General features: G+C 71.0%; 13 protein-coding genes. 5 read left to right on the forward strand and 8 right to left on the reverse strand.

Annotation, left to right across the window (positions count from 1 at the left end):
- Positions 1-13: 13 nt before the first annotated feature.
- From pfkB to OG792_RS16675, 3 genes are all read right to left on the reverse strand, one after another.
- Positions 14-958, reverse strand: a complete 945-nt coding sequence (pfkB, locus tag OG792_RS16665; RefSeq protein ID WP_329110640.1) for a 1-phosphofructokinase — start codon at positions 956-958, stop codon at positions 14-16.
- On the reverse strand, positions 955-1,716 hold the full coding sequence (locus OG792_RS16670; RefSeq protein ID WP_329110641.1) for a DeoR/GlpR family DNA-binding transcription regulator: 762 nt from the start codon (positions 1,714-1,716) through the stop codon (positions 955-957). Before OG792_RS16670 ends, pfkB begins: the two co-directional genes overlap by 4 nt.
- 248 nt (positions 1,717-1,964) lie before the next feature.
- Positions 1,965-2,303: a hypothetical protein gene (locus OG792_RS16675; protein ID WP_329110643.1), complete on the reverse strand. Its 339-nt coding sequence runs from the start codon at positions 2,301-2,303 to the stop codon at positions 1,965-1,967.
- Positions 2,304-2,466: 163 nt separating this feature from the next.
- On the opposite strand from OG792_RS16675, the gene OG792_RS16680 reads away from it, so the two are divergent.
- Positions 2,467-3,771: a D-alanyl-D-alanine carboxypeptidase family protein gene (locus tag OG792_RS16680; RefSeq protein WP_329110644.1), complete on the forward strand. Its 1,305-nt coding sequence runs from the start codon at positions 2,467-2,469 to the stop codon at positions 3,769-3,771.
- 150 nt (positions 3,772-3,921) lie between these two features.
- Here OG792_RS16680 and OG792_RS16685 read toward each other — a convergent pair whose 3' ends face one another.
- Together OG792_RS16685 and OG792_RS16690 are read right to left on the reverse strand one after the other, a co-directional pair.
- Positions 3,922-5,511, reverse strand: a complete 1,590-nt coding sequence (locus OG792_RS16685) for a pectate lyase family protein (protein ID WP_329110645.1) — start codon at positions 5,509-5,511, stop codon at positions 3,922-3,924.
- A gap of 328 nt (positions 5,512-5,839) precedes the next feature.
- Complete coding sequence (locus OG792_RS16690) at positions 5,840-6,967, reverse strand: AI-2E family transporter (protein WP_329110647.1); 1,128 nt, start codon at positions 6,965-6,967, stop codon at positions 5,840-5,842.
- A gap of 181 nt (positions 6,968-7,148) precedes the next feature.
- Between OG792_RS16690 and OG792_RS16695 the strand changes: the two genes are divergently transcribed.
- Positions 7,149-8,849 (forward strand): cholesterol oxidase substrate-binding domain-containing protein, encoded by a 1,701-nt coding sequence (locus OG792_RS16695; RefSeq protein ID WP_329110648.1) that lies wholly within the window; start codon positions 7,149-7,151, stop codon positions 8,847-8,849.
- Between the two features lie 236 nt (positions 8,850-9,085).
- On the forward strand, positions 9,086-9,760 hold the full coding sequence (locus OG792_RS16700; RefSeq protein WP_329110650.1) for a hypothetical protein: 675 nt from the start codon (positions 9,086-9,088) through the stop codon (positions 9,758-9,760).
- 101 nt (positions 9,761-9,861) lie between these two features.
- Here the strand turns inward: OG792_RS16700 and OG792_RS16705 are convergent, their stop codons facing one another.
- The gene (locus OG792_RS16705; protein ID WP_329110652.1) at positions 9,862-10,557 is read right to left on the reverse strand and encodes a hypothetical protein; all 696 of its coding nucleotides are present in this window, start codon (positions 10,555-10,557) and stop codon (positions 9,862-9,864) included.
- Between the two features lie 379 nt (positions 10,558-10,936).
- Between OG792_RS16705 and OG792_RS16710 the strand changes: the two genes are divergently transcribed.
- Positions 10,937-13,153: a peptidase M6 immune inhibitor A gene (locus tag OG792_RS16710; RefSeq protein ID WP_329110654.1), complete on the forward strand. Its 2,217-nt coding sequence runs from the start codon at positions 10,937-10,939 to the stop codon at positions 13,151-13,153.
- A 93-nt stretch (positions 13,154-13,246) separates the two neighbouring features.
- Here OG792_RS16710 and OG792_RS16715 read toward each other — a convergent pair whose 3' ends face one another.
- Positions 13,247-14,473 (reverse strand): hypothetical protein, encoded by a 1,227-nt coding sequence (locus OG792_RS16715; protein ID WP_329110655.1) that lies wholly within the window; start codon positions 14,471-14,473, stop codon positions 13,247-13,249.
- 338 nt (positions 14,474-14,811) lie between these two features.
- Between OG792_RS16715 and OG792_RS16720 the strand changes: the two genes are divergently transcribed.
- The gene (locus OG792_RS16720) at positions 14,812-17,730 is read left to right on the forward strand and encodes an ATP-binding protein (RefSeq protein WP_329110656.1); all 2,919 of its coding nucleotides are present in this window, start codon (positions 14,812-14,814) and stop codon (positions 17,728-17,730) included.
- An 18-nt stretch (positions 17,731-17,748) separates the two neighbouring features.
- Here the strand turns inward: OG792_RS16720 and OG792_RS16725 are convergent, their stop codons facing one another.
- Positions 17,749-17,985, reverse strand: coding sequence for a preprotein translocase YidC (locus OG792_RS16725; RefSeq protein WP_329110657.1), 237 nt, complete (start codon positions 17,983-17,985; stop codon positions 17,749-17,751).
- Between the last annotated feature and the right edge of the window lie 51 nt (positions 17,986-18,036).

An 18,036-nucleotide genomic window follows, 5' to 3' on the forward strand; every position in this document is an offset into this window, starting at 1 on the left:
GGCCATGGCCGTCTCATCCCCCGGCGATCAGCGGCCGGACCAGGTCCGGCCGGGAATGCAGCCGTACGGTGTGCCGGAACAGGTCGTCCGGGCCGGGCATCCGGCTGCCGGGCAGGCTGACCGCCGCCGCACCCCAGGCCAGGCCCTCGGCCAACGCCTCCGGTCCGTGGGCACCGGCGGCCAGGAAGCCGGCCAGCAGCGCGTCGCCGGCACCGACCGTGCTGCGCGGGAACTCGACCGGCGACTCGCCGGTGACCACACCGTGGTCGTCGACCAGCACCGCGCCGTCGGCACCGAGGCTCGCCAGCACCGCGCCGGCGCCCCAGCCGCGCAGCCGTTGCGCGGCGTCGACCACGTCACCGAGGGAACGCAGCGGCGTGCCGACGGCCTCGGCGAGTTCCTCCCGGTTCGGCTTGACCAGGGCGGCGCCGGCCTGCGCCGCGGCCCGCAGGGCCGGCCCGCTGGTGTCGACCGCGAGGCGTACCCCGGCGGCGACCAGCCGGGCGCAGAGTTCACCGAACGCCCGCGCCGGCAGGCCGGGCGGGACGCTGCCGCAGGCCACCACCCAGCGGGCGGAGGCGGCCGCGGCCAGCACCGCGTCGGTCACCGCGGCGAACTCGTCCGCCGCGAGCACCGGCCCGGACTCATTGATCTTCGTCACGGTGCCGTCGGGCTCGGCGAGCGTGATGTTCGACCGGGTACGCCCGGCGATCGGCACCGCGAGCAGGTCGACTCCCTCGGCCCGGAGCAGCGCGACGAGTTGGGCCCCCTCGTCCCCGCCGCACGGCACCACGGCCCGTGACGCCACCCCGTTGGCCAGCAGCGCACGGGAGACGTTGACCCCCTTGCCGCCCGGATCGAGGTGCGCGGACGCGGCCCGGATCACCTCGCCGCGGACCAGCGCGCCGATCTCCATGGCGCGGTCCAGGCTGGGATTGAGGGTGACCGTGACGATCATGCCCGGACCACCCGGACGCCCGCGGCCTCGACCTCGTCGGCCAGTTCCTCGTCGAGCCGGCTGTCGGTGACCAGCAGGTCGAGGTCGGCGACCGTGCCGAACCGGGCCAGGTAGTCGTTGCCGATCTTCGTGTGGTCGGCGAGCAGCACCACCCGGCGGGCGGCGGCGATCATCGCCCGTTTCACCGCCGCCTCGGCCGGGTCCGGAGTGGTCATCCCCCGCTCGACCGAACAGCCGTTGGTGCCCATGAAGGCCACGTCGACGTACATCTCGGCGAGCGGGCGAAGCGCCCAGTCGTCCACCGTGGCCAGGGTCTTGCCCCGGACCCGGCCGCCGAGCAGCAGCACGCTGATGTTGGGCCGGGGCCCGAGCGTCGCGGCGAGCACCGGCGAGTTGACCACCACGGTCAGCTCGCGGTCGGTGGGCAGGAGTTGGGCCAGCCGGGCGGTGGTGGTGCCGGCGTCGAGGATGATCGCCCCCTCGTCCGGCACCTCGGCCAGGGCGGCCTTGGCGATCCGCTCCTTCTCGGCGATCAGTACGGCGTCCCGGGTGGCGAGCGCCGGTTCGAATCCGATCCGTTCCACCGGGATCGCCCCGCCGTGCACCCGGCGGAGCATCCCGGCCCGTTCCAGCACGGTCAGGTCCCGGCGGATCGTCTCGGCGGTCACGTTCATGCCCTCGGCGAGCGCCATCACGTCGACCCGCCCGTCCGCCCGGGCGGTACGCAGGATCTCCTGCTGGCGTTCCTCGGCGTACATCCGCGTTTCACCCGCTTGCTCGTGTTGGCTTTGCTTTTGTTTACGCCCGTTTCTGTGGCCAGTCAACACGTGGTCGTAACTTTCTCGTCATCTACATGACTCGATCCAGGTGATCTGGGACATATCACCCCGCGAATGGATCCGATCCGACCTGCGGAGGTGTGATTCGAGCGAGCCTAGGAGCGACACGGCTCGCGGCCGCCGTACCGATGTCTGGTTGTGTTGTTTTTCTGCCGGGACGCGGGCGGTTACCGGCGGCGGGCCACCGCGAGCAGATGACTGCTCGCCCCGAGCAGGCTCGGCTCCTCCTCGACCCGCCGCAGCATCTCCAACATCAGCTCGGTCCGCTCCGGATCGGCGAGGATCTCGTCCAGCCGGGAACCGGACTGCCAGAGCGGGCCCTCGACCGCGACCAGCCGCTCGACCAGCAGACCCGCGTCCGTCACCTCGCCGGCCACCTCGTCCGGACGGTGGAAGTACGCGCTGGTGAAGAAGGGCCGCGCCGGATCGGCGTTGCTGTGCACCCCACCGACCAGGACGCGCTCGACCAGGCCACGGAACCGCGGGTCGTCGTAGTAGCCGTGCACGAAACCGTGACCTCTGATCGGAGCATGACCCGATCGTGGAACCGGTGCCGGGGATCGGCAAGCCATTGACCCGCTGACCGCGCTCGCCGGAGTACGTGAAGAACGCTCCCGTTCCCACCCGAACCCGTCACCCGTACGGGTGGTCGAGGTTACGCTCCGAAGTATGACCCGAGGGTTGCTGGTACTCGGAGTAGCCAGTGCCGTGCTGGTGCTGCCATCGGTGGCAACGGCCGCAGCGCCGGCAGCGGGGCAGCCCGTGGCGGCGGCACAACGTACGCCAATCACGGCGGCGGCGGGCACGGCGAACCGCCCCTGCCCGGCGCCGACCCCGCCGGTGGCCCGGCCGACCCGACCCGCGCCACCGCCGCTCGATCCGGTCCACGCGGCGATCGGTGGAGCCGACCTGGCGACCGCCGGACTGGTGACCCCACCCGACACGGCGGCACCGCCACGGGTCAGCGCGACCTCCTGGCTGGTGGCCGACCTGGACAGCGGCGCCGTACTCGGCGGCTGCGGTCCGCACGAGTACGGCGTACCGGCCAGCGTGCAGAAACTGCTGCTCGCGGCGGCGGTGATGCCACGGCTGGACCCGGCCGGCGTGATCGAGGTGACCGAGTCGGACCTCGACTTCGAGCCGGGCAGCTCGGCGGTGGGCCTGGTCGAGGGTGGGCGTTACTCGGTCGAGACGCTGTGGCTGGGGCTGTTGCTCAACTCGGGCAACGACGCGGCGAACGTACTGGCCCGGCTCGGTGGTGGACCGGATGGGCTGACCGGCGGTGTCGCGACGATGAACAGCGAGGCCCGGCAGCTCGGCGCGTACCAGACGCATGCCGCCACACCGTCCGGCCTGGACGGCCCCGGCCAGTACACCAGCGCGTACGACGTGGCGCTGATCGCCCGCGCCTGCTTCGCCCGCGACGACTTCCGGCGGTACGCGGCGACGAAGATCGCCCAGGTCCCCGCCCAGGCGGCGAACAACACGAAGGGCTACCCGATCTGGAACGACAACCAGCTGCTGCACCGCTACCCGGGCGCGTTGGGTGGCAAGACCGGCTACACGGACCTGGCCCGGCACAGCTTCGTCGGTGCCGCCCAGCGAAACGGCCGTACGCTGCTGGTCACCCTGCTCGGCGCGGAGGCGTCCCCGCTCGCCGGCTGGCAGCAGGGCGCCGCGCTGCTCGACTGGGGATTCGGCCTGCCCAGCGGCGCGAGCGTCGGTCAGCTCGTCGCCCGAGGACAGCTCAACCCGCAGCCGCCGGTACCGGCGCGGGCCGCCGGAACCGCCGGCGTCCGGCCCGACGACGACCAGCGGTCCCGTCCCGGCGGGCTGCTGATGGCGGGATCACCGGTGGTCGTACTCGGTGCGTTGGCGCTGGTCCTGGTGCGGCGGGTCCGGCGGCGGCGGGCCGGGACCGGCCAGCCGGCGACGGGCGGCGACCCGCATCCGGACGGATCGGCGCCCGGCTGAGCACGGGACCGGGATCGGCCGGCCCCGGTCGTGGACCGGGGCCGGCGGTGGGTGCGCGCTCCCATGACCCGCGAAGAGTGTGGCGCGTTCTGACCGGCCAGACCCTTCGAGATCATGAAAACCGGACCGACCAGATCCGCGGGCGAGGACCTAGCCGGCGTAGGTCTCGAACTCGGCGACCTTCGGTGTCCCGGTCGAGCCGGTGATCTCAAATGTGATCTTGCGCAGCGAGGTCCGGGGGAAGGTGATCACACCCGCCCCGTTGCCCGAGGTCAGGACGGCGCCGGTGTCGTGGTTGATCACCCGCCAGGAGCCGATGCTGCCCACCGAGCCCGCCGCCTCCCGGATGTTGATCCTGGACACCGCGGTCGCGGAAGCCCACTTGATCGAGATGGAACCGGTCGAGCCGGCCGGCGACCAGTGAGTGCCCAGATTGCCGTCGCGTACGTCGCCGTAGCCCGTCCCGCTGGCCTTGCTGGAGCCGTCGGAGCTGGCCCCGATGCTGAGGTTGGTCCCGCCGGGCTGGGTCGGCGTCGGGGTCGGGCTGGTCGGCGTCGGCGTGGGGTTGGTCGGTGTGGGGGTCGGGTTGGTCGGCGTCGGCGTGGGCCTGGTCGGCGTCGGCGTGGGCGTCTGCGGTGAGCAGTTGCCGTTCGACTCTCGCAGACCCGTGTTGGCGCCGGCCGTCTGGCGGACGATGTCCGGCACGCAGCTCGCCCCGTCGAGGCTGTAGGAGTACGGGATGCCGACCGTGGTGTTGGACTGCGGGTCGGGGCCGGCGGGATTGATGTCGCCACCCGGGGCCGACCAGGTCACGTTGTCGAAGATGTTGCCGCTGACCTGCCAGTAGCCGGCCTCACTGGTGTAGAAGGTGCCCAGGACGTCCTTGGAGTTCCGGAAGTGGTTGTTCTCCACCTTGGCGCGCGCCCCGGCCCGGGAGTTGATGCCGGACTCGTTGAGGCTCACGTACGAGTTGTTGTAGATGTGGGAGATCCCGCCGCGCAGCAGGGGCGTACGGGAGTCGATGTTCTCGTACAGGTTGTGGTGGAACGTGACGAAGCCGTTCGAGCGGTCGCTCTCGCTGGACCCGATGAGGCCGCCACGGCCGGAGTCGCGCAGGATGCTGTAGGACAGGGTCACGTACTGGGTGTTGTCCTTCATGTCGAAGAGGCCGTCGAACCCCTCCGACTCCCCGCCGGAGGCCAGCAGGGTGGTGTGGTCGACCCAGACGTTGCGGACGTCGCTCTCCATGGAGATGGCGTCACCACCGTTGGACGTGGGCGAGCCCGACTTCTTGACGTTCCGCACGGTCACGTTCCGGATGATGATGTTGCTGGCCTCACGGATGTGGATGCCCAACTGATCGAAGACGGCGCCGCCGCCGACCCCGATGATCGTGACGTTGCTGATCTGCTTGAGTTCGATCACACCGGCGGCGGTGTTGCAGCTGCCGCCCGACACCTTGCCGGTGTTGCCGTGGTTGATGGTCCCCTCGACCTCGATGACGATCGGGGTGCTGCTGCTGGCCCGACCGCACAGTGCCGTGTGGATCGCGGTCCCCGTGCTGGCCCGTACCGTCTGCCCACCCGCACCGCCGGTGGTCCCACCGTTCTGGGTCGCGTAGCCGGTGGCGCTGCCCGCCGCCGCCGACGCCCGGGGTACCGGCAGCGCCACACCGATCGCGGCCCCGACGGCTGCCGTGGCCAGCGCTGCCTGGAGTCGCAGTGCGACTGGTCGTCTCATCTCGCCTCACTTCGTCGTCGAATGTCGGGCGGTACCTGGTCACCGTGACCGCGTACCCCGCCCGCTCCGCCGTCGTGCCGGCGCCTCCGGTCGCGTTCCGGGCGTCGGCGACGCACACGGAACCGCTCCACTCACGGTCGTGGTGGAGTGATCCGAGGTCGTCCGGGCGGGTTGGCGGCGTTGGCACCACCTGCGCAGCGACCGGCCCCCGCCCGGCCCCAGGATGAAACATCTATGAAACACAATCCTAGGAAAGCGGTTTCCTCGAATGCAAGAGCTGCTGTTTGCAGGTTTTTTGCAGTACCCGCCGGTGCGACCGACGCGTCGGTCAGCCAGGCTCCCCCTCGGGTGCCACCGCACCCGGGTCCGGCTCGCCGGGATCCGGCTCCCGGGGCTCCTCGCCGAGCTGCTCGCGTACGTAGTTCCACACCACGGCGATCAACGCGGCGACCGGCACGGCGAGCAGACTCCCCACGATGCCCGCCAGGCTGCCACCCAGGGTCACCGCGAGCAGAACCACCGCGGCATGCAGCCCGAGACCACGGCTCTGCATGATGGGCTGGAACACGTTCCCCTCAAGCTGCTGCACCGCGATGATGATGGCCAGCACGATCAACGCGTCCGTCGGACCGTTCGACACCAGCGTGATGAGGACCGCGACGAAGCCCGCGAACAGGGCACCCACGATCGGCACGAACGCCGACACGAAGGTCAGCACCGCCAACGGCAGCACCAGCGGCACACCGACGATCCACAGGCCCAGGCCGATGAAGACCGCGTCGAGCAGGCCGACGAACGCCTGGGACCGCACGAACGCGCCGAGTGCCTCCCAACCACGCTCGGCCACCACCGGTACGTCGACCGCCAGCCGGCCGGGCAACTGCCGGGTCAGCCACGGCAGGAACCGCGGACCGTCCTTGAGGAAGAAGAACATGAGGAACACCGACAGCACGGTGGTGACCACTCCGTCGACCACCGTGCCCACCCCGGAGAGGGTGACGGTGATGATGCTGCCGACGCTGTCCTGAATGCGCGCGATCGCGGCGTCGAACGCCTCGGTGACCTGGTCGTCGCCGATGTTCAACGGCGGGCCGGCGGCCCACTCGCGCAACTGCTGGATCCCGTCGACCACACCGGAGACCAGATCGCCCGACTGCGACGCCACCGGCACCGCGATCAGCACCACGGTGCCCGCGGCGACCAGCAGGAACAGCACGGTCACGACCGACGCGGCCAGGGCCGGACGCCACCCGTGCCGGCGCAGGAACCGGGCCGCGGGCCAGGTCAGCGTCGTGAGCAGCAGGGCGACCACCACCGGCCAGACCACCGACCAGGTTCGGCCCAGCAGCCACAGGGCCACCCACGTCATCAGTAGGACCAGCAGGGTCTGCACGGAGAGGCGCGCCGACGTACGTAGTGCCGCTCGGGTCTTCGCGGAGCTGAGTGTGCCAGGCATGGGATCACCTTAGGGATGTCCGTGCCGCGATCCGGCATCGCAGGCGACCGGCGGTCGACGGTGTCGCGGTTGTCGGACTGGGCAGGGACAATCATCGATACCAGCGGCCCGGTCCGGCCGGCGTGGCGCGGGGTGGACGTGGCCCGACACACCGACCCGGACCAGCGCAGAAAGGACCACGATGACCCTTACCCGACGCGGCTTCCTGGAGGCGTCAGCCGTCACGGCGCTCGGTCCGCTCTGGACGACGACCACCGACCGGTCGACACCGCCCGGCTTCCCGACCGACATCGCGGTGTACCGGGAGGCGTACCGGAACTGGGCGGGCGAGATCCGGGCCACCGGCATGTGGACCTGCGTGCCCCGCACGGCGGCCGACGTGGTGACGGTGGTGAACTGGGCCTACGAGCACGGGTTCACGGTGCGCCCACGCGGCTACCGGCACACCTGGTCGCCGCTGACCGTACCCGACGGGGCCGACGCGGAACGGGTCATCCTGGTGGACACCACCAGGGAGCTGACCGCGATGGCGATCGTGTCGACCGCCCCGGCGGCCGTCCGGGTCCAGACCGGCGCGTCAATGGAGGACCTGCTCACCTTCCTGGAGCAGCACGGCCTCGGCGTGACGAACACCCCGGCGCCGGGTGAGCTGACCGTCGGTGGGGTGCTCGCCATCAACGGCCACGGCACATCCGTACCGGCGGACGGCGAGATCCGCACACCGGGCCACACCTACGGCACGCTGAGCAATCTGATCCTCTCCGTCACCGCCGTCGTCTGGGACGCCGCGACCGACGGGTACGTCCTGCGGACCTTCGACCGCGCCGACCCGGCCTGCACCGCCCTGCTCACCCACGTCGGCCGCGCGTTTCTCACCGAGGTGACGTTGCGGGTCGGCGCCAACCAGAACCTCCGCTGCGTGAGCAGCGTCGACATCCCCGCCTCGGAACTGTTCGCCCCGCCCGGCAGCGGGGCCCGGCGTACGCTGGCCAGCTTCGTGGCCACCGCCGGGCGGGTGGAGGCGATCTGGTTCGCCTTCACCGGTCACCCCTGGTTGAAGGTCTGGAGCGTCAGCCCGCAACGCCCACTGACCTCCCGCCCCGTGTTCACCCCCTACAACTACGTCTTCTCCGACAACGTGCCGGAGCCGGTCGCCGTGCTGGCCGAGCAACTGTTGAACGGCGCCTGGGCACTCGCCCCGACGTTCGGGCGGGTGCAGTACACGACGGCCGCCGCCGGCCTGACCGCCACCCTCGCCACCGACCTGTGGGGACCGTCGAAGAACCTGCTGCTCTACGTCAAACCCACCACCCTGCGGGAGCACGCGAACGGGTACGCGGTGCACACCAGCCGCAACTCGATCCAGCGGGTGGTCAGCGAGTTCGCCGGCTTCTACGAACGACAGCTCGCCGCCTACCAGGCGCGGGGCGAGTTCCCGGTGACCGGCCAGGTGGAGATCCGGGTCGCCGGGCTCGACCGGGCCACCGACGTCGGCGTACCCGGGGCGGAGCCACCGGCACTGTCCGCCGCGCGGCCCCGGGCCGACCACCCCGAGTGGGACGTGGTCGTCTGGTTCGACGTGCTCACCTTTTCGAGCGCGCCCGGGGCCCACCGGTTCTACCGGGAGATGGAGTGGTTCTTCTTCGCCAACTACAGCGGCACGTACGCCGGTTGCCGGGTCGAGTGGTCGAAGGGCTGGGGGTACACCGACACCGCCGCCTGGGCCGAGCCGTCGATGCTGGGTTCGACGGTGCCCGAGTCGTACCGGCAGGGACCCGACCCGACCTGGGACCGGGCGGTCGCGGCCCTCGACGCGTACGACCCGCACCGGCTGTTCAGCAACCCGTTCCTGGACCTGCTGCTGCCGCGCCCGTCCCGGTAGCCGCCTCGACCTCGATCGACTGAGGCCGATCGAGGTCGACGGTGACGGGCCGGTTGGAACCACGTGGTGAATGGCCGGGATAGCGACTGGTTTGTCGCCACGATTCGCTTTACGCTCGTTTATCGATATCCATTGCGGATCATTCTGTCTGACCGATGAAATTGTTAGGATCACCGCGCACACGCAATCTTCGCCTATATCGATGATCGTGGCGCAGCCTTGTCGGGGGTGTCCGTGTGGCAGAGAGCAGGCGTCTCAGCGCCGAGATCTGGATGGCGATCGGCGCGATCGGCGCCGCATTGATCACTGGCGCGGTGGCCGTGTTCATGCATCTGATGCCGGTGGCCCCGCAGCCAGGCGAGTCGAACCGCATCGGACCGGCCCTGTCCACGACGAGTGCCACCGAGGCGCCCGCATGCGTCGACACCCGCAGCGGTTGCGGGATCGACGACGCCCACGCGCTCTTTGTCACGGCTGAGCAGCTGGACCGGGACGGGAAGCCCGAGGATGCCCAGAAGGCGCTGGTCGAGGCGGTCCGACTGTACGATGTTCTGCTCCGGCTGAACCCGGAGCAGAACGGCCCGTCCCTCGTTCCGGCCGTCATCCGTGCGCTGGTCAGGATTGGCGTGGATTTCAGTGTCACGGAAGTCGAACTGCGTAACTGGCTCGCCAATCCGGACCACACGCTCTACCCGGTGATCGCCCAGGCGCTACTGCGGTCGGGGTGGCGGCTCAAGGCACCGGTCTTCCTCGACGTGATCGTCTGGAACTACGAACAGACGCAGGGTGTCACCACCCTGCGGAATGTCGCACAGGTGGTGCCAGACGCACTGAAGACGGCCGTGCTGGACGGATCGAACGTGCGCCACGAAACCCGGATGACGGATTTCGACCAACTCCTCCAGCCCTGATCCCGGATCTTCGGAGGGAAATCCCACCGGGGATCTGCCTCCGAGCCCAGCCGACGGCATGCCACACCTTCGGATGAGCGGAGTCTCGTGAACCGCTTGTCTCAGACGAGCAGGGCCGGTCTCAACTCCCCGCCCAGGTTGATCCCGCCGACCACCCGGTTGTCGAGCGGGTGGTACACGTCGACGGTGTTGTTGCGTCGCATCAGTTCCCGGACCGGGGGCGGCAGCGGTGGTGGCTTCTCCATGGCCTCGCGGAGCTGACTGGCGGTCGAGATCAGCCGATTGGCCAGGGAGGCGGCGTCGGTGTCCACCCGGACCCGGCCGTACTCCCAGCCGACGGCGGTGAGGTCGAACACCTCGAACACGTGGGTCAGCGACTGGTTCGGGTCGGTCATCCGCGCGTACCGGGGCGCCCCGGCGCCGAGAACCGCGACCGCCGCGGCCACCTGCACGTACGGATGGAAGCCGCCCGGCAGCGCGAACAGCGGCCACCGCAACTGCGACCCGGCCGCCTCCCACAGTGGCCGGTAGTTGCGCCGGTCGACGACGAGCCGGTGCCCGGTACGCCGATGCAGCTCGTACGCCTGGGAAAGAAGCTCCGTGTTGGCCTCGTCGGCGAACTCGCGCACGATCCTGGCCGCCACGAACAGGCCGTCGTCGCCGTCCAACAACCGGGCGACCGCGTCGACCTGATCGGCCACCGGGCCGTGCACCGGAGCGCCGAACCGGTGCCGGACCTCCTGGAGCAGCGCCTCCTGCCGGGTCGGATCGTGCTGAACCTGCCGCTTACCAAGCACAAAGCGGAACCACCGCATAAATCGCCCCGTCTTTAGCAGCCGTCGCAGAAGCGGCAATGCTAACCGAGCGCCCTTTGCGCCTGCGCCGGCCCTCGGAAACCGTCACTACCGCTATCCATCCTAGGAACCTGGTCCGATAGGGCGGGCAGGTTCTACCCAGCACGTCCAGGGACGACGGACACTCGGCCGAACCAGCATGAGAGTACGACCGCCGGCACGATGCCGGTCGGCCGAGTGTCCATAAAGGACGAACGGAAGGTCCACATACTCGACCCCGGACGGGTGCACAGGGGATAACGTAACGTGATCGATCTATGCGGTGCCCACACGTCGGGCACGCCCGGTACGCCGGGCTCACGCGACATCTGAAGGAGGTTCCATGGCACGCAGCCGCCTAGCTGGGGTAGCCGCCGCCGTCCTCGTACCACCCCTGCTCGTGGTCGTGGCGCAGGCCACGCCGGCGTCGGCCGCACCGACCGCGCCGGCCGCCACCGGCCAGAGCGACTTCCGTGAGGCCACCCGCAAGGACTTCACGCTGGACGGCAAGCCGGTCCAGACACCGGAGCGCTACCAGGCCCCCACCGACGCCCGTCGTGGTGCCCGCGCCGCGGCGGAGACCCCGCCGGTGGGTACCGTCCGCCAGTGGCTCGGCCGCGACGACGCCCAGGGCATTCTCTACCGGAAGAACTACACCCTGCGTGGCCTCGGCGAGCACATCGAGGTGTGGGTCGCCAACGACATCGCGTTCCCGGCCGGCGACTGCCGGGCACAGATCCCGTCCAGCACGCAGATCACCGACGCGCAGGTCAACCGCCTGGTCAGCGAGTTCGACACCAACATGTACCCGAAGGAGTCCGAGGCGTTCAGCACGCCGCCGGACCGCGACGGGAGCAACTCCCAGGTGCCGCCGGACGCGAACGGCAACGGCGGTGACTACACCGGCGCCGGGAACAAGATCGTCACGCTGGTCGACAACGTACGGGACGACAACTTCTACGACTTCCCGGCCGCGCCGACGTACATCGCCGGTTTCTTCTCGTCGCAGTTGAACGAGCTGTTCGACCGCAACGTGATGACCGTCGACGCGTTCGACTGGCTGCACCGCACCGGCGACAACCCGCCGGACGAGCCGACCGGCGACCTGTGCACCAGCCGGCCCGCCCGGCCGAACGCGTACGAGGGCACGTTCGCCCACGAGTACCAGCACCTGCTGCACCACTACACCGACCCGTTCGAGAGCATCCTGCTCAACGAGGGTCTGTCCGACTTCGCCCAGACGCTGGTCGGGTACGTCGACGCCACCAAGACGGTGTACGACCGGGGCGCGGACAGCCACATCTACTGCTACCAGGGCTTCGGCACTGTTCAGACGCCGTACAACACGAACCCGCGTGACTGCGGCGGCCCGGAGAACTCGCTCAACCTCTGGGACGAGGGCAGCAACCCCAGCGCGGTGCTCGCCGACTACGGCAACGCGTACGCCTTCGTGCTGTTCCTGTACGACCGCTACGGTGCCGACTTCGTCTCCCGGCTGCACCGCGACGGTGCACTCCAGGGTCTCGCGAGCCTGGACGCCGCCCTGGAGGCGGAAGGGGTCGGCGACCTCTACCAGGTGATCCACGACTACCAGACCGCCACCCTGGTCGACAAGATCGTGGGTGACTCGCGGCGCGGGATCATCCTCGGCGTGCCGAAGGGCCGGGTCACCTCGCCCAGCCTGCGGTCCACCGTCAACCTCGCGAACCCGGCCGCGTACATCACCCCGGGTGCGGCACCGAACGGCGCCGACTTCGTACCGCTACAGAAGGCGAACGGCCAGATCCTGCGTGGGCGGGACCTCCGGTCGATCAAGTTCCGTGGCGCGCAGGAACTGCCGGCGGTGCCGCTGGCCTGGACCACGGTGGGCAACGACCCGGACCGGCCGGGCAACGCCGTGCTCTGGGGCGGCGACGGCAACAGCCTGGACAACGCGGCGGTCACCTCGGTCGCCGTACCGACCGGGGACCCGACGCTGCGCTTCCTGGCCAAGTACGGCGCCGAGGCCGGCTACGACTACGGGTACGTGACCGTGTCGACCGACGGCGGCGCCACGTACACGATCATTCCGGGTGACCGGACGATCGACGGGCCGCTCGGGCCGGCGCTCAACGGCACCACCGACGGGTTCGAGCCGCACTCGTTCGACCTGTCCGCGTACGCCGGGCAAACCGTGCTGGTCGGCATCCGGTACGTCTCCGACGGTGGCGTCAACGAGGGTGGTCTGCTGGTCGACGACATCACCGTCGGCGGCACGCTGGTCAGCGACGGGTCGAGCCTGGCCCCGTTCGACTCACCCAGCGAGCTCAACCCGGTCGACGTGGACAACTGGAACCTGCGGCTGATCGGCATCGACGAGCAGAAGCAGGTCGCCCTCCAGTTCGAGTTCGACGGTCGGGACAGCGTCAACGTCGGCGTGATCCAGACGGCGATCCTGAGCGCGTTCCCGACGGTCGTGGCCGTGGTCGCGTACGACGAGCCGACCGAGCAGTACGCCCAGTACGCGCCGTACACCCTGACGGTGAACGGCGTCGTCCAGCCGGGCGGCGCGGCGCACTGAGCGGTGCGGGCACCCGCCGTGTTGCCACGGCGGGTGCCCGCGAGCCGGGCGGGGTGGCGAGGTCCTACGTCACCACCCGGCCGGGCGGAGGAGTCAGTTGCGCCACCTCCACGAGTAGTGCACGTCGTAGGCACCGCCGTGGCCCTCGAACCGGAACACGCCGCTCTGTAGCGGGCCGTTGATGCTGCTCAGCGTGAGCTGCGAGCTCAGGACGTCCCAGAAGACGTCGTCGTGGAACGAGTTGACGATCCAGGTGATCAACTCTCCACCAAGCCAGCCGGCCAACGCGCCGAGGGCCGCGGCGATCAACTGGCTCCGCACGATCGGGTCGAGGACCTGGCCGACCCATTCGGCGATCTTCTTCTGGACTTCGGTCTGCACCTTCTGCCACACGGCGGTGATGGTGTTGGCGAAGCCGCCCAGGTCCACCTCGCTCAGCAGGACCGAGGCGCTGTAGACGCCGGGGTAGGTCGTCGGCAGGTCGAAGTTGCCGAACCGGTAGCCGGAACCGTAGAACGTCCAGATGTCGCCGCTGTCGAACGCCTGCGGGATCTCGTAGGAAGGCACCTGGACGGTGACCCCGGCCGGGGTGACGACCGTACCGCCGAAGGCGATCTCGTCGGAGCCCGGGCCGCTGGTCTCGTCGATGCAGACCACCCTATCGATCATGAACCTGATGCCGGTCTTGGGCAGGGTCGGGCCCGGGGTGGGGTCGCAGTTCTCGATCTCGTCGTCGCACTCTGGCGGCGGGCAGGTGGGGCAGGAACGCTGCTCGGCCCCACCGGCGGGCGCGGGCATGCGCTGCGCCGTTGTTCCGGCGGCCTTCGTCGAGGTCCCGGCGGCGTGCTGGGCCTTGAGTGCCGAGCCGAACCGGGCCGCGTCGCCCGGCACCGGGCTGTCGGCGTAGACCCGGTCGAAACCGCGCACCGCGTAGTCGGCCGGCGCGAGACTGCCGTACGACCCGAAGTTGGCGTCGGCGTCGGCGAGCAGAGTCTGGGCGCTGTCGGCGAAGACGCCGCGCCGCTGCGGTGACAGGTCCCGGACGGCGGCGGCGAGTTCCGCCTCGACGCTGCCGGCGGGCCAGGCCCGGTCGGGTTCCGCAGCCGCCACGGCGAGGGAGTAGCGCATCGCGTCGGCCGCGTCGGAGTAGATCACGCGAAGCGTATCGGTGACCTCGCTGTCGGGAACCGGCACGGGTGCCGGTGTGGGCTTGGCGGTGGCCTGGGCGGTGCCGAGGCCGGCCGCCAGGACGACGGCGCAGGTGACGGCGATGGCTCTACCGAGCCAACCCGAGCGCCGTACAGCATGAAGTGTTGACATGTGACAGATCATCGACGGCGGTCACGGCCGTCGGCATGGGTGCGCACCACCCACATTTCTCGATGGACACCACCCACCGGGGCGGCGGTCGCGTCGGCCGCCGTGGTGGTCCCGAACGCTGTCCCGCTCCGCCGGGACGGCCGTCCCTGGTGGGTCGGGACCATCGTACGGAACCGTCACGACACGCCGCGGACGTGCCGCGCCCATCACCGGCTGAGGACTGCCCCGTGTCTGAGAACGAACCCGAGAAACCGCGCCGAACCAGGCACCTCCGGTCGGTCCCGCCCCTCACCACCGCGTCCCCACCGGGGAACGCCGGTGAGATGGACCCGACCCGGATGACCTCGCCCGTCCTGATCGGACGCGACGCCGAGGTCGCGGCGATCAGCGCGGCGGCCGGCCGGGCCCGGCTCGGTCACGGCCGGGCGATGTTCGTGACCGGGGAGCCCGGCATCGGCAAGTCGCGGTTGATCCGGGAGATCGGCCGGTCCGCGACCGGGATGGCGGTACTAGCGGGGCGGGCCGGCGGGTCCGCCACGTCGATGCCCTGCCGGCCACTGGTGGAGGCACTCAACAGCCGGCTGCGTAACGGCCCGGTTCCCACCGACCCGGACCTCGAACCGTTCCGCCCGGCCCTGTCCCGGCTGTTCCCCGAATGGCGGAGCGGAACCGGAGACGGATCAGGGGATGAAACAGGGCGCGGCACCGGTGGCCGGACCGGACTGGTGCTGGCCGAAGGGGTGTTACGGCTGCTGGCGGCGCTGGGCCGGGAACGGCCGCTGCTGCTGGTGCTGGAGGACCTGCACGACGCCGATTCGGAGACGCTCGACGTACTCGGCTATCTCGCGGTCAACCTGGACCGGCTGCCCGTTCTCCTGCTCGGCACGCTGTGCACCGGACCGTCGGCGGCGCTCGACCTCGCGTACCGGATCCGGCGTGACCACGACGTGCCGCTGCTGGAACTGGCGACACTGACCCGCGCGGACGTCGCCCGGCTCGCGGCACGCTGCCTGGACAGCGACGTGGCGGACCTGCCCGCTCGGCTGGTGGATCGGCTGGCCACGGACTGCGACGGGGTGCCGTTCGTCGTCGAGGAACTGCTCGCGGGCATGGTGGCCGGCGGGGTGCTGCGCCGCGACGGCGACCGCTGGCGCATCGACGGCGACCCGGTCGGCCCGGTCCCGGCCACGGCGGTACGGGCGATCGGCGACCGGGCCAACCGACTCGGGCCGCAGGGGCGCCGCCTGCTCGACGCCGCCGCGGTGATCGGCGGCCGGTTCCCGCTCCCCGTGCTCCGCGCGATGTCGGACCTCGACCCCGGCACCACCGACGAACTGCTGCGCGCCGCGACAGCCGCGCACCTGCTACGCCCCGATCCGGCCGACCCCGACTGGTACGCCTTCCGGCACCCGCTGACCGCCGACGCGCTGCTCGGTGAGCTGCCCCAGCCGCAGCATGCCCGGCTCGCCGCCACCGCCGCCCGCGCACTGGAGACCCGCCACCCCGACCTGCCGGGCGAGCTGTGCCCGCTGGCCGCCCGCCTCCACCTCGCCGCCGGTGACAACGCCGGGGCGGCCCGACTGCTGACCCGCGCCGGCACCCGCGCGCTGGCCCACGGCGCGGCGGACTCGGCGGGAACGCTGCTGGAACGGGCTCACCACCTGCTGCGGCGCGGCGGCGACGACGCGGCTGCGGTCGCGGTACTGGACGCCCTGCTCGGCGCGCTGGAGGAGACCGGCGAGTTCGACCGGGCGCGGTGGCTGGTCGACGAATTGCTCGCGACAGCGGTCCTGACCACCGCCCAGACGATCGCGCTGCACCTCCGGTTGGGCTGGATGGCGCTCGACGGCGGTCGTACCGACGAGGCCGAGAGCCGGCTCGCGGCGGCACGCATGCTGGCCAGCCCCGACCGCGTCGAACAGGTCGCCGTCATCGACGCCATGCGGGCGCACCTGCTCGTCCTTGACGGCGGGCGGGCCGACGAGGCCGAACAGTTGGCGGCGCGGGCGGTGGCCACGGCGGAACGCGTACGCCTGCCGGAGCTGGTGTGTCGGACCCGGCGGCTACTGGCGCTGCTCGCCGGGCGACGGGGTTGCGCCGAAGCGGACCAACACCTGCTGGACATCCTCCGGGTGGCCGAGCGGCACCGGCTTCCGCTGTGGCAGATCAGGGCGTCGGTCCGGCTCGCCACCCACCAGACGATCCGGACCGGGCAGGGCGAGCCGCTGCGTCGGGCTCGCGACGCCGCGCGGGCGATGGGCGCGGTCACCAGCGGCTACGCGGCCGACGCCGGCCTCGCCCTGCACGATGTCCTGTCCGGCGGGTACGAGCACCCGGTCCGGGTCGCGGGCGAGTGCGCGGCGGCGATGGCCGGGATCGGCCGGATCGGGGACCTGCGGTACGCGCTCATGGTCGGGGCGGCGGCGTACGCGCACCGGGCCGCGCGGACGGAGATGGAAACCACGCTGGCCGAGTTCGAGCGCCGGGGCGGCGCGAACTCCCCGGAGATGGCGATGGTGCACGGCCTCTGCCGCGCCTTCTGCGCCCTGCTACAGGAGGACCGGGCCGTCGCGCGGTCAGAACTGGACGCCGCCCGCGACCATGCCGACCGGTACGCCGCCGTCGACCACCGGTACGGCAGGTACGGCCTGACCCTGCTGCTGGACGCGCTCTCGGGGGCGGCGGACCACCACGATCACCGGGACGTCGCCGCGGATCCCGCCGCGACGCCGCGCTGGAACCGGCAGTTCGTCCACTTCGCCCACGCGGTCCTGCTCGGGGCGGCCGGCGAACGCGAAGCCGCCGAGGCGGCGCTGGGCCGGGCCCGCGAAGCGGCGGCGGTCTTTCCCACCGCACACCGCCTGGGGCTGCGGCTGGTGGCGGAGTCCGCCCTGGAACACGGTTGGGGCAACCCGGACGCCTGGCTGCGCGAAGCCGAGCTGTACTTCCACACCATCGGCACACCGCTCGTCGCCGCCGCGTGCCGGACCCTCATCCGGCGGGCGGGACAGCGAGCCCCGCAACGCCGTACCGGCCACGGTGGGATACCGATCCGGTTGTGGAAACAGGGCGTGACCGTACGGGAGTACGAGGTGCTGGTCCTGCTCGCCGATCACCGGGCCAACAAGGAGATCGCCCGACGCCTGCACCTGTCCCACCGGACGGTGGAGAAGCACGTCGCGAACCTTCTGCGCAAGACGGACCAGCCACACCGGTCGGCACTGCGCGCGTACGTCGCCGTGCCGCAGCCGTCCTGACCGGCGGGTTCGGGATGCTCAGCGGGTGGCGTCCGGGTGTCCCGGCAGGTTGGAACCACCGGCACTGCTGCCCGAGGAGCCGCCGGCCACCCCGGAGGAGTCGTCCTCGGTGACGATGTCCGGTCGGGTGTCGGTGCCGTCCGGCGCCGGTACCTCGGTGTCCGCGGGCACCTGGGGCAGCGGGAACTGGCCGGTCTCGTCCTCGGCGTTCTCCGGGTCGACCGGAGACTCGCCCTCGCGTACCCGATATCCCACGATCCGCCTCCCGTGCTCGCCGGTCCCGACCCGCCCGCCTACCCGCACCGG

Source organism: Micromonospora sp. NBC_01699, assembly GCF_036250065.1.
GTDB lineage: Bacteria > Actinomycetota > Actinomycetes > Mycobacteriales > Micromonosporaceae > Micromonospora_G.

Coding starts and splice junctions, on each gene's coding strand:
- OG792_RS16685 (WP_329110645.1), bottom strand. CDS start 5,511: ATGAGACGACCAGTCGCACTGCGACTCCAGGCAGCGCTGGCCACGGCA.
- OG792_RS16690 (WP_329110647.1), bottom strand. CDS start 6,967: ATGCCTGGCACACTCAGCTCCGCGAAGACCCGAGCGGCACTACGTACG.
- OG792_RS16670 (WP_329110641.1), bottom strand. CDS start 1,716: ATGTACGCCGAGGAACGCCAGCAGGAGATCCTGCGTACCGCCCGGGCG.
- OG792_RS16680 (WP_329110644.1), top strand. CDS start 2,467: ATGACCCGAGGGTTGCTGGTACTCGGAGTAGCCAGTGCCGTGCTGGTG.
- OG792_RS16715 (WP_329110655.1), bottom strand. CDS start 14,473: ATGTCAACACTTCATGCTGTACGGCGCTCGGGTTGGCTCGGTAGAGCC.
- pfkB (WP_329110640.1), bottom strand. CDS start 958: ATGATCGTCACGGTCACCCTCAATCCCAGCCTGGACCGCGCCATGGAG.
- OG792_RS16710 (WP_329110654.1), top strand. CDS start 10,937: ATGGCACGCAGCCGCCTAGCTGGGGTAGCCGCCGCCGTCCTCGTACCA.
- OG792_RS16695 (WP_329110648.1), top strand. CDS start 7,149: ATGACCCTTACCCGACGCGGCTTCCTGGAGGCGTCAGCCGTCACGGCG.
- OG792_RS16720 (WP_329110656.1), top strand. CDS start 14,812: ATGACCTCGCCCGTCCTGATCGGACGCGACGCCGAGGTCGCGGCGATC.